Raw genomic sequence first — 13,529 nt, 5'->3', positions numbered from 1 at the left:
TTATTCGTTTACAAATTTCTCCATCCATTTGTCGCCATTGTCATTGGTTTTCGCCACCTTCATATCAACTTTTTTGAAAAACAACAATGCTTGTAATAAATTTTCTGCAATAATTTAAATTATCACAAAACAATTATTACAAAGTTGCAATAATCATTTTGTGATAATTATTTTTATTACAAAAAAAATATTACAAGTTGCCTCGTTCTAAAAAAGTTGACACTTTTAATAGATAATCCCTCGCCCTACTCTACGAGGCTTCTAGCCTCGTAGCCTTATGTTATTGCTTGTTGCAACAAAAAGCGGCTACTTGCTTTGGCAAGTAGCCGCTACCTTTCTCCCTATCCTAACACTTAAAATCCTATTCTTTTACAAATTTCTCCATCCATTTGTCGCCATTGGCATTGGTAAGTTCTGCCATATATACACCGCTTGCTAATGTGCTTGCATTGATGCTGATGCCTGTGCCACTCATTTGCACTGCTTGCCTCAACACTTCTATGCCAGCCACTGTTACTACCCTCACCGTATAGCTACCGTTGCTGCTTGCATGGCTTAGGCTCAGGTTCAACTGGGTTTTTACCGGGTTAGGGTAAATAACCATAGATGCACGGGCAGCAGCTAGGGTTACTTTGGCCACGCCGCTGTACTTGCCTGTGCCGCTTTGCTCTACTGCCTTGATGCGGTAGTACAAGGCACTAGCTGTTGGCAATTGGTTGTCTTGTATTGAATAGCTATTACTGCCTGTTGTTTTTATAGTAGCGATAGGGGCAAAACTAACCCCGTCAACACTCCTTTCAACGCTATAGGCGGCAATGTTGGTTTCCTGTGCCACTTTCCATTTCACGGCTACCCCTCCCCCATTTTCCGTTGCAGTAATGCTAGTGAAGTTTACAGGCAGCGTTCCGCTGCTCATGCCAAACACAATGTCGAAACGGTTGTTGCCTTTGCTTGCTGTATCACTTGTTACATTAAAGGCATACACAGGGTTTGCCCTCAAGTCTTGGCTGGTGGACAGGAACTTGTCGCGCAAAGTGATTGTCTGTGTGCTATCCAATGTTTCAACCCCTGTTATAGACAGGTGGAAAGTACCTGTGGTACCGTTTACGCTTAAAGCCGTGGTGTCTGCAATATTATCTGGGAAAGTGGCTATGGCATATCTCGTGCTGCCTTTCAATGCTGCTATTGACTGGCTAGCACTGCCCATCGTTGCAGCATCCCAGTCTGGGCTGTATGACTTAGAACCATAATTATTGAACCGCAATACAGCTTCGTCAATCGGGTCGCTTGATGCCGATTTCAAGCCGACCCTTATTATTTTACTATTGGCTGTGCCATAGTACTGGGTATTAGGAAGGGCATTTCCTATTTTATGGCTTTCTTGAAAGGTTACCGTGCCGCTGCCAGTTGTTTTTGCCTCCACGAAGAAAGCCTGCCCACTGCCTATAAAATCGCCATAAGTATTATCATATCCTGTAGCCCCATTGGCTATTGTGCCATTTGAATAGGTTGTATAAGTGGTTTTGCTTGGTGTAAGCGTCCACATGTTCCAAGTAATATTGCTGCTGTTGCTTCCTTGCAGAGCAGTGAAGCTTATTTGGCTTGGGTAAGGGTTGCCTAACAACGTATATAAATGCTTGGAAGGGTCGTTCAAATTAACTGTTGTGTCCCCTTGGCCCAAAGTGCCTGTTGCACTCAGCGTTACCGTTGCCGGTGCTGTAGGCGTAGTGGTGTTCAACTGGTCTGCGCAGCTTGCCCCAGCATTTCTATCGCCTCGGATGCTGATGAGGTAGCCAGTGCCGGGTACCGTATTGATAGAGGTAGTATTTGCTACCGATGTCCATGATGGAGTGCCTGACCCATTTACCGAGTAGGTGTACATGCTTGGGGTTGCGGCTTGGGTTTTATCAAAGCCATTGCTGTTGTATTTGTCGGTTGTACCGCCATTGCCAGTTGTGCTGCCACACACCGTGCCGCCAGTGCCAGCCCCAGTAATATACACCTGCTGCTGCCAGCCATTGCGGATGGTGGAACCCCTCACTGGGCTGCCAAGTATGCCGTACCTGCGGACAGATTTTGCAGTAATGTATCTTTCCACGGTTACGTTGCCACTAATAGTGCCTGCACTTGCCGCTACCCTTGCCGTGCCGTTGATATCCGATTTCAATATCAGGTAGCCGCCACTAGATAATGTGGAACCGCTGCCCACTGTTACCGTGCCAGGGGTGGAGCCAGCTGTAATGTTTAATGTATCGCCTAGCGTAACGCTTGAACTACTGTTAATCGTAAAGTTTTTCAATGTTTTTGCACCGCCGGTGAAGCTGATAGTGCCTGCCGTGCCACCTATTACTAAGCTGGATGTAGCAGAACCTGTAATGGTACCTGTACCCGATACTGCTCCATTGATGGTAAGGGTATTACCCCCTAGGCCTATTGTTTTTGCGCTAGCAATGCTTAAATTGGCTATTGTGGCATCTGCTGACAATACTGGCAAATAGGTAGTACCTGTTGGTATTACAATATTGGTACTGCTTGTAGGCAGTGCATTGTCCGCCCAGTTAGATGCCGTGCTAAAATCTGTACTTGTAAGACCCACCCAGTTTCCAGCAGCACCAGCTATCACATTCAAGTTTCCAGCCGCATACGAAATGCTATAATTGCTGGCAGTAAATGTGCCGCCAGTAGCTGCAGATGGCGTTACGCTACCTGTGTAGGTAGCAATAGCGTCTGTTGCCGCAGCACCAGAACCATAAGCAATAGTAACCGAACCAACAGTCTCGCTATTTTGCAGTCCACTTGGCGTGAATGCTGTGGAGCCGCTGCCACCCGTAATCGTAGTGCCATAGGTTTTATTTACAGCATTGGCAGTAATGGTTAAGGAAGCAGTGGTAATGTTTGCTGTTGTAGAAGGCTGGGTTAAGGTATAGGCATTAGCATTTGCACCAGAAATAGTGAAGCCAGCAGTATTTACCGTGATACCTGTACCCACGCTTACACTTGCAAAAGTGCCTGTTGCGCTACCTGTACTTAATGTTACCACATCTGGGCTTTGCACACCGCTTAATGCAGCGCTTGATACATCAAGCGTGGCAGTGTTAGTACCTGTATAGGATTTATTAGAAGCTATAACACCTGTAACAGTAAGTGGTATGGCAGACTCAACCAAAGCCACATCATTTGAGGTATTGGTAGTAGAGAAACTGGTACTGTTTGTATAAGTTGGCGTACTGAAAGAAACCGCATTAGAAGTAGTTGAACCAGTACCTTCTCTTCTAAGCATACTCACTGTGCCTGTTGGCGTGAAACCACCATTGTTTAATCCAACAGTATAGTTAGTACCAGTAGCAGATTGAGCAATGTTCCAAAACCTATTGCCAAGCCTTGCAGTGCTGGCCGTGGAAGGAATTGTAAGTGGGTTGCCAGATTCAAACTGCTCTATTGTTACATCCTTATTGGTTGGATTGGCCGTGTAAGTAAACACCACAGGGCGATAATTGCCACCTTTACCTACAGGGAATGTTTTTGCGGAAGCAGAAGTATAAGTCTGTTTTAACTTGCCATCAATATAAGAACTAGCTGAAGGAGTAGAAATAGATGCACCTGAACTCATGATAACCGTATTTGCCCCAGTGCTTATTAAGCCAGCTGTAAGCGTTAGGTTATTAGAAATAGTTAAGTCAGCGGGAATAGTTATTCCAGGGTTGGTACTAGCTGTGTTATTAATAACCAACTTATAAATTGACCCTGAAAAAGTAGAACTAGGGAATGTTTGAGCAGATGTTCCATTGAAAGTAACTATTGCAGCAGAAGTAGATGCATTAATATTGCCAGATGTACGAGAAACAGTGCCTCCAATTTGAAAATTAACAGTACCACTTGATGGGGCAATATTCAGTGTGCCAGAAGTTAGCACCAAGGAATTTTGTACATAAGTATTACTATTATTCACTAGTGTAACACCAGGATGATTAATGGTTAATGTATTTAAGAATGAATTTCCACCACCACCATCAACATTTAATGAAATTGTTCCAGAAGCTCCATTGATGCTAAGCGTAGAAGATGTTCCAGTGCCACCGCCTTTTACATACAAAGTACCAGATACATTTGCTGTTTGCGAAGCAGTACCAACCACCATGTTATAGCCATTGATATTTATAAAGTTGCTAAGAGTACCTCCGCCCGAAGGAAACGAAATGGCACTTCCACCACTAGGTGCAGTAAAAGACACATCGCTATTTAATATTAGGTTTGAAGCATTTGAAAATACTAAATAAGGAATAGTAATTACCGTAGCAGTTGCATTACCAATATACTGCGTAGTACCTGCTGTGGCAGACAAAAATAAAGCTCTGCCATTAGGTGTGAAAGTACCTCCATTCAAATAAAATGCAGCACCAGTTCCAGAACTAGTTCCTGTTACAGCTAAGTCACCACCATTTGCTGAGGAAAGTGTTAATGTACCAGCTATCGAAACCCTTGAGGCAGTTAATAAACCAGTCATGGCAGACATGGTTAGGGTATTGCCACTATTAATGGTCAAAGCACCATTCAATGCCCTAGCGGTGTTGCTACTATTTGATACATCAACCGTGGTAGCAGTGCCAGCAATGGTTACATTGTTTGGATAACCAGCAGTAGTTCCTATTGTTCCCACACCAGTTGCTGACCACTCGTTAAAACGACTGTAGGAAGTAGCATAAGAAAGCGTAGAAGAAGCCGTATAAATAGGTGCTGCACTTACGTTACCACCATTAATGGTAAATGTGCCATTGATGGTAGGTACAGTAGAGAGCGCAACAGTACCTGTATTTATATTAATATTATTAAAAGTCAATGCAGTAGAACCATTTACAGTTGCTGCACCAGTAAAACTGATAGTACCACCTGTTAAGGATGCTGTGCTATTATTTGTCAATGTGCCACTAGCACCAATGTTTATCGTACCATTTGTCATTGACCAAGTTCCTGAGTTTGTAAATACTACAGAAGTGCCCGTAGTAAATGTCCCACCAGATATTGTTAATGAACCTGCATTTGTTACTGCAACACCATTACCTGTAGTAAATGTACCATTAGATAAAGACCATGTTCCATTATTCAACACAGCCCCAGTTGAAGTTACTGAACCATTAGATTGAGTCAAACTTGCTCCACTTGCAATAGTAATACCTGCTGGTGAATTGCTAATTGTATTCCCCAAAGTGATGGCATTAACCAATGTAATGGGATAACCCGTTGCAGGCACTGCACCACCTAGCCAAATGGCGGTATTTGATCCATTCCATATGCCATCTGCCGTGGTTACATATCCCAATTGATTGAAAGAAGATGAATTGCCAGAATAAGTATTTGGATTAGTAACTGTAACCACACCTGCAGTACTTAAAGCGGGAATAGTTGCCGTTAAAGAAGTAGAACTATTAAAAGTAACAGAAGGAGATGCAATACCATTGAAGCTAACAGTGGCCCCACTTACAAAACCTGAACCCACAATGGCAACAGATTGGCCAAAATAGCCATTGCCTAAGGCTGTTTGCCCCGTGATAGGCGAATTTGCCGTAACTGAAGTTATGGTTGGTGTGCCGCCTACTGCAACTGCCATTGCCAAATAAATAGAACTATTTGTTGCAATGCTGCCTGTGCCAGGGGTAGCAATACCAGTGATAGTAGTGCCGCTTGTTGTGCCGCCAATAGCACTATAAGTACCCGATAACGTGGTGGACTTAGCAATCATATTGAACGAACCCAGTGCAGTTTGGCGAGTAATATTTACCGTGCCGCCTGAATAAGTGCCAGATGCGGAAGTAGCGATTTTCCAATATTCAGTACCACTAATAGATGAGACTCCAGTACCATCCGCCGTACCGCCTGAACCACTATTAGTTGCAGTAACGGTAATAGTTGGCCCAGTTGCTCCAGTAGTAACATTTAACAAAGTGAGCGGCAAATAAGTACCACTATTACCTACTGGGAAAGAGTATGTTCCAGACGAAGTTAAACTACCAGCCAATGTTTCTAACAATGGACCATCTATATAACTCGTGGTGCTGCCACCAGATACATTGCCAGTGCTGGCAATAGTAAGGTTTGAATTGGCCGTGCTTAATAAGCCACTGGTCAATGTAAGGGTTTGATTAACCGCACAAGCACTGCTTGCAGCCAAGGAAACGCCACCAGAAGTATTATTGATAATTAAATAATCGAATGTGGTTGCACCTGTAATTGTTTGAGCTGATGAGCCAGTAAAAAACACAGCTCTACTATTAGGCACAAATGTGCCGGAACGGGTAAAGTTGCCTTTCACATAAAGGTCACCAGCATTGCCGCTAACAAGGTTACCAAGCGTTAACGTGCCAGTTGCATTGATAACTACATTTCCTACCACCGTTAATGCTCTTGGGGTGGTGGCTTCATCCATCGTTAAGGAACTGGCAGAGCCAGAAGATGCACCAATGGTTAAGTTGCCACCCATTTGCAGGTTATTAGTAACGTTCCTCAAATTAAATGCTCCTGCTTGCGTACTGCTGCCGATAGTTACATTGTTGGGGTAACCAGCGGCTGAACTGCTTGTGGTATTTGGCAGCCATTCTATAGAACGATTATAAGCACCTGCTTGGTTATAAAACAAGGTTGATGAAGTGCCATAATAAGGTGAATTGGTACTTATAAATCCATTGGTATTAATGGTAAATACGCCATTGATGGTTGGAGAGGCGTTTAATAAAGTAGTGCCACCTGCAACGGAAAGGTTATAGAATGTGAGAGCACTTCCATTTACAGTTCCTGTACCTAAAAATGATATAGTACCCCCGTCAGAACCGTTTGTATTAGTAGTTGCAATACTACCTCCACTATTGTTTAAAACACCACTAGATGCTATATTGATGGTTTTAGCATTTAAACTTAAAGCACCTGAGATAAGTGTTAATGCAGTGTTTACTGTAGATGAACTATTGGTTAATGCTACGCCCGAAGTATTGTTGATAATTAAGTTGGCAATAGCGGTGGTAGGTAAGTAACTACCCGTAATAGTTGCTGCAGCACTAGCAGGTGCATCAAATTGATAAGTGGCAATGCCCCAAGTTCTAGTACTACCGGTAGTAATGGAACCATTTAAACCTGTTGCACTATTTGTTTTGATGGTTGCACCATCTGCAAGCGTAAATGTGCCATTGGTTACTGCAAAAGGAGCAAGGGTGTTATCATAACAAGTTAAAGAGCCAGTAACATTTGTTGAAGTTACATTCCAAACATTGTATAAACTGTATGAACCGGTAATATTTGTAGCTGCATTGGCTAAATTCAAATTGTAATTCAGATATTTGCCTGTTCCAGTAAAATTGATAGTGTTTTGACCAGCGGTTAATGCCCCTGATTGTAAACCATTTCCAGAAGTTCCTGAAACACTTCCTGGGGCAATGAAATTCCCAGCAAAATTAAAAACGTAATTGCAACCTGTAAAGGTTCTACCACTGGAGTTGTTTAACAGGCCTGTCCAAGAAGTAGCAGTAAAGTCGCCTCCAATATTGATGGTATCATTAATATTTGTAGCACCACCAACCCCAGGGTCTCCAAAAATAAATGACCTAGTAGTAATGGTAGGATTGTTGAACGTAATGTTACCAGCAACGGTAGCTTTAAAACCATTGGTATTAGCGTCTGCAAGATATACCAGTGTCCTAGTACTTTGATAAGTTACATTGCCTAAAATTGTTCCAGAAGATGTTGTTGCAATCAAAGGATTGGCATTACTCATATTGGTAACAATAATATTTGAATTACTGTTCCAAAGCGGGTTTGTAGCTGTAACAAATGGCAATGATGTGTAATTAATATTAGTAATTTCATATACGCTATTAGCACCAAAAGTCATTGTGGGAGAAACACCCAAGGTAAATACAGCCGATGTACCATGCTGCCAATAACCATTCATAGCTAAAGTACCATTGATTGTAGGTACACCAGAACCTGAAAGCAAAACAGTACCATTATTTACCCCGCCAATAGTTGCCGCAGATGATAAACCAGTACCAGCAACAGTCATTGTACCCGTAACTGTTACAGTGCTAGACGAAGATAAAGTAATAGCATTAGGAATGGTAAAATATCCACCACTGCTCACCAATAACGTGCCATTTACAGTAATATTTTGGTTTAATGTAGCCCCAGTTGAACTATTGGTATTACTGATGGTAAGGTTTTTCACTGTGCTTGTAAATGTATTATTGGGGATAGATTGGGCAGCCGAACCATTAAATACAACAGTTGCACTGCTATTTGAAGCATCAATATTACCGCTACTTACTGATAGGGTACTTGCAATGGTTAAAGTGTTTGCCGCAACAGTAAATGTTCCAGCAGTAAGGGTGAGTGTTTTGTTTATAGTGGCATTGGTGCTAGTGCCTAAAGTAAGTCCTGCACTATTGTTTAATGTAACATAATCAAAAGTAGTTGTACCCGTAATGGTTTGGGCTGAGCTGCCATTGAAAGTTACCAAACGAAGATTAGGTGTGAAAGTGCCAGTATTACCCAAAGCACCTGTTACGTTCAAGTCGCCACCTGATACAGTGGAAAGCGTTAAAGTACCTGTATTGGATAGTGCCGCAATAGATAATGCGTTTGTCATAGCACTCATCGTTGCAGTTGCTCCACTAGCAATAGTAAACGTTCCATTCATTGCCCTAGCCACATTATTTGTACCATTAGGTATATCTAATGTACCAGCAGTAACCGTTACATTATTTGGATATCCTTGGGTTGTACCTATTGTACCAGATCCTGTTGCATTCCATTCTAAATAACGACCATAAGAAACGGCATAAGTAAGCGTGGAAGAGGCTCCATAAATGGGCGATGCTGTTATATTGCCCCCATTGATAGTGAAAGTACCATTGATAGTAGGAACAGTACTTAAAGCTACAATGCCTGTATTGATAGTAAAGTTATAAAAAGTAGTATTTGAAGAGCCATTTACCGTGCCTGCGCCAGCAAAGTTTACAGTACCGTTTGTACTTGTTGAAGTACCATTATTGGTAAATGTGCCACCAGCTGCAATGTTTAAAGTAGCTCCGCTTGCATTAAGTGTGAATGTGCCATTATTTACAACAGTAGTAGCAGTTATTGTACCTGTTGAACTTAATATTAAGCTCTTAGTACTGTTAATGGTAATGCTTGTGGGTGCATTTGTTACATTTCCAGTTAATGTTACTGACGTATTGATAGTAACTGTTGAATTCAAAGCAGGTACAACACTTCCCGCCCATGTGGTGGTTGTATTCCAATCAGTTGATGCAACAGATAAATATCCAAGTATATTAAAAGAGCTTGAATTTGCAGACAAGGTAGTGCTTGGGTTAGTAACTGTAACTACGCCAGTAGTACAGCCGTTAGGAATAGTGGCTGTTAAAGATGTAGCACTATTATAAGTAAGAGAAGCTGCAGTAGTGCCATTGAAACTTACTGTAGCATCGCTTGCAAAATTCGTCCCCACAATAGCTACAGTTTGACCAAAATAACCATTCCCTAATGCAGTTTGTCCTGTGATAGGGCTGTTTGCAGTAACAGAAGTAACTGTAGGGGTAGAAACTTGTGCAAATAAGAAGTATTGTGGTGTTGTACTTCCAGTATTGTTTGAACCAGTTACAGAGGAAGCCGCTGGTGTACCCCCCAAGGAAATGTAAGCACCATTTGAAGTGGTACTAGAAGCAATAACGTTGAGTGGTGAAATCGTAGATTGTCTTGTTAAAGAAACAGAAGCTCCTGTAAAACTACCAGTTGTTGAGATAGACCAATATTCTGTAGTACTGATAGAAGACAATGTACCGCTTGCTGAACCTCCTGAATTAGCTAAAAAAGCTTGAATAGTAGCAGTCAAAGCACCTGTGCCAGATGGGGCAGCCAATGCCAATGGCAGATAAGTCGTAGCAGCACCCACGGGAAATGTGTATGTACTACTACTACCACCAGAAGGTAAGTTCCAAATTAATGGGCCATTAACAAATGAAGTAGTAGTACCTCCACTTACTGCTGTATTGGCAGTATTAGAAAGGGTTAATAAATTACTAGCAGTAGTAGTTATTATTCCACTTGTTAATGTCAATGTGTTTGAAACAGTCAAAGCAGCACCTAACGTTACACCGCCAGCACCATTCAAAGTAAGTTTTGAAACATTAGCATTAAAGAACCCTGCATTTAATGTTAATGCACCACTATTGGTAAAAGCCACCGTAGCCGTTGATGCACTTGCATCTATGCCACCAGCTGTATAGGATAATGTACCACCAATTGTTAATGTTTTAGCACTTGCAATAGTTAAAGTACCACTTGTTTGAGTGAATAGACCAGAAACGGTAACATCAGTATTGGCATTAACCCCTGCAGCATTATTGACCGTTAACGCATTAAAAGAAGTGGTGCCATTAATTGCCTGAACTGAAGTACCATTAAATGTAACCGGAATGTTTGTTGATGTAAAAGTACCAGCATTGCTCCAATCGCCCTTTAAAAATAGCGAGCTAGAAGCAGTGGCTTTCAAAGTGCCAGAGGCCAATAATGTAACCTTCGATGCGGTATCAGTTGTTATAGTTCCATTATAATTCAAATCAAGCAAGGCAGTATTGCCACTTGCACTACCTACATAAATATTCCCAAATAAATAAGCTGTAGTTGCGCTGATTACACCTAACCTAAAATTCCTAACTGTTGATGGGCTAGCAACGTTGGTAGCTTGTATATATAATGAGTCTTGCGTCCCAAAACCAGAACCAGCCTGTACGTCTGCTGTTTGGCTAGCACAATTCCAGATAAAGCGGCCAAAGTTTTGCGTTAATCCAGATGGCGCGGTTGAACTCATGCCTGTTACATAAACAGTAGCGTTTGAAGGCCAAACACCAGAAGTAGGGGTAGGTATTGTTCCACCATTAGTTGCATGTTCATATAAGCTGTTTGCCCCAAATGTGAGTGCAATAGGATTTATAGTTGAGCTTACAGAATTTTTTAAATACCCATTCACAGTAAGCGTGGTAGTGCCACTTGCAGTATTGAAATTTCCAGCTGTATAAACGACTGTACCATTTGATGAGCCACCATAAACAGCACGGGCACTGCCGCCATTAATGGTTAGCGTACCAACATGACCTACCACACTGCTACTTGTTAATGACAGTGTAGCAGTATTTAAAACCACTCCATTGGGAACAATCAATATACCACTTTGATTAGAAGTACCAACCTGTGTATTACCAGTTACAGTAAGCGATTGGTTCAAAGTTGCTCCACCAACAGAATCTATGATTGCTAAGTTATTTACAGTTGATGTATTAAAAGTACCAGCAGGAATGCTTTGGGCTGCTGCACCACTAAACGCAACTGTAGCGTTAGCTGAGGTTGCATCAATACTTCCTGATGAAGCAATATTAATATCACCAGTTATGTAGAGAAAATTAGCAGCTGTGGGTGCAAACGTTAGCATAGAGCTACCATTCAACACAATACCTGCTGTTGAACCAGTACCGTATATTGTAGCTTTTGTAAGCAAGGTTATTGGCTGGTTTAATGTCAAAGTATTTAAACCAGAGCTTCCTCCACCATTATCCAAATTTAAATTAAATGTACTACCTCCATTACCATTAACCACTAGGTTAGAAGTAGAACTGCCTTTTATTGTTCCAATGGTGCTTCTGCCCGTGTTATATAAAGCAGTCGTACTGCAAGATTGGCCGCTTGTACCGATAGTAAGCGTTTTGCCATTAATAATTATTGCATCACCAACTGCCGTAGAACTTAAATAGCTAGAGTCGAAAATAACGGCATTGCCGCCATTAGGTGCCGAAATAATAAGGTCTGCACCCAATTGAACGTTTCTATGCCCAGCAGTAGCTGAAGAAGCACTTGTTCCAAAAACTACATAAGGTATGGTTAATGCAGCTCCAGAGGAAGGCCCAGTAACTGACTGTGTTGTAATAGCACTTGTTGCGCTTGTAAAAAATACAGCCCTGCCATTTCCATTAAAGCCACCTGCGAAGCCTCCGTAAGCCGATGCTGCTGTTTGGGGGGCTGAAAAGTTTCCAGCAAGGTAAAGGTCGCCACCTGAGCTGGAAGAAAGGATCAAGCCGTTACCAGTTGTTAAGTTTGTAATCGTTAAAGCTCCAAGTACTTGGCGGTAGCCGCTGGAACTGCCAAAAGTAAGCACCGTATTGTTGGTTGTTGCGGAAGCACCTATTTGCACATTATTAGGCACGCCAGCACCTGAACTGGCATTGGTTACCCACTCAGAACCAGCAGTATAAGTGGTACCGCTTGCATAAATAAGTGTACCAGCGGCATAAACAGGTGGGTTGGTGCTGACATAGCCCCCATTGTTCAAGGTAACTGTACCATTTACAGTAGTATTAGAGGATGCCCCGAAATCAACCCCAGCATTGAGGGCTAAAGAAACAGTGGAAGGCACAGTAGTTGTGCTGCTTCCATTAATATAAGAAACCGAGCCAGTAATAGTAGTATAATTTGTAGAAAGATTGAAATTCAGAGTAGCAGTTAAATTTGTAAAAGGAGTAGTAGACCCGCTATTATTGGTTAGCGAACTACCAGATGCCATATTCAACGTTTTGCCACTTTGTACACCAAAAGTAACGCCTGATGCCAAAACCAAACTACCGCCCGGTGCCACAGTTGTGTTACCAGTTAAGGTAATTGAAGAACCTGTTAAAGTTACTTTTCCGTACAATTGACCACTCGTAGGAGCCCCACCAGAATAAGCATCAATAATAGGTGTGCTTATTGTGTTGGTAGGATAACATCCTGCGCTACTCACACCAATACCTCCAAAGTATTTACCGCTTGCAGGGCCTGCACCAGAAGTGCCATTGGGTGCAGAACCATAATAACCAGTGCTATAGGAAGCATACATAATAAAATAAATACCACTAGGGCTTCCCAAATCAGTCCAAGGCACCCTAATTTCTAAAGCTCCATTTGCAGTAGAAGTTGCATATTGGCTGTAGCCTTTTGCATTTGCAGAGCCTGTTGACCAACTTCCACTATATGAGCTATAAAAACTTTCACCACTGTTATTTCTCCTCAATGCAATTTTATAATCGGCCTGAATGGGTAATGTTGGCGTATTACCATCCCAGTTCACACCAGTGGTAGTTCCACTACCGCCAGATGTAACACCAGATTTTGCATCTGCATCAACATATATATTTAAGTGGTCAAATTGCCCCCATGTATTATTGTTTGTTCTAAACGCACCAAAATAAATATAGTTTGCATCGAAGGTTACATAGTAATCTACATTATCGACAGAAGAGTACTTTTCATTTGTTGTAAAATCGGCAGTAGTTCCTGTAAATGAGCCGACAGTGCGGTAAGATTGCGCCTTGGCTTCCATCCCTCCCAGTAAAAACAACGCCAATACCAAGTGAGGTATTTTTTTTAAATTTATATTGGCTAAAGCATTTTTCCAAAGTTGGAAACAAGGAGTAAAATTTTTCATGGCAAACAATTTAAAAAAAAATATGCTTAAT

At 41.9% G+C, this 13,529-nt stretch carries 1 protein-coding gene; it reads right to left on the bottom strand.

The window, feature by feature from the left end:
* Nucleotides 1-361: 361 nt before the first annotated feature.
* On the bottom strand, nt 362-13,498 hold the full coding sequence (locus tag ACHFIY_RS15675; protein ID WP_410847059.1) for a DUF8693 domain-containing protein: 13,137 nt from the start codon (nt 13,496-13,498) through the stop codon (nt 362-364).
* Between the last annotated feature and the right edge of the window lie 31 nt (nt 13,499-13,529).

It is taken from the genome of Parasediminibacterium schistidii (genome assembly GCF_046546515.1).
Classification (GTDB): Bacteria; Bacteroidota; Bacteroidia; order Chitinophagales; family Chitinophagaceae; genus Parasediminibacterium.
Note: the sequence above shows the minus strand (reverse complement) of the source record. Positions and strands in the feature narration are given on the sequence as shown.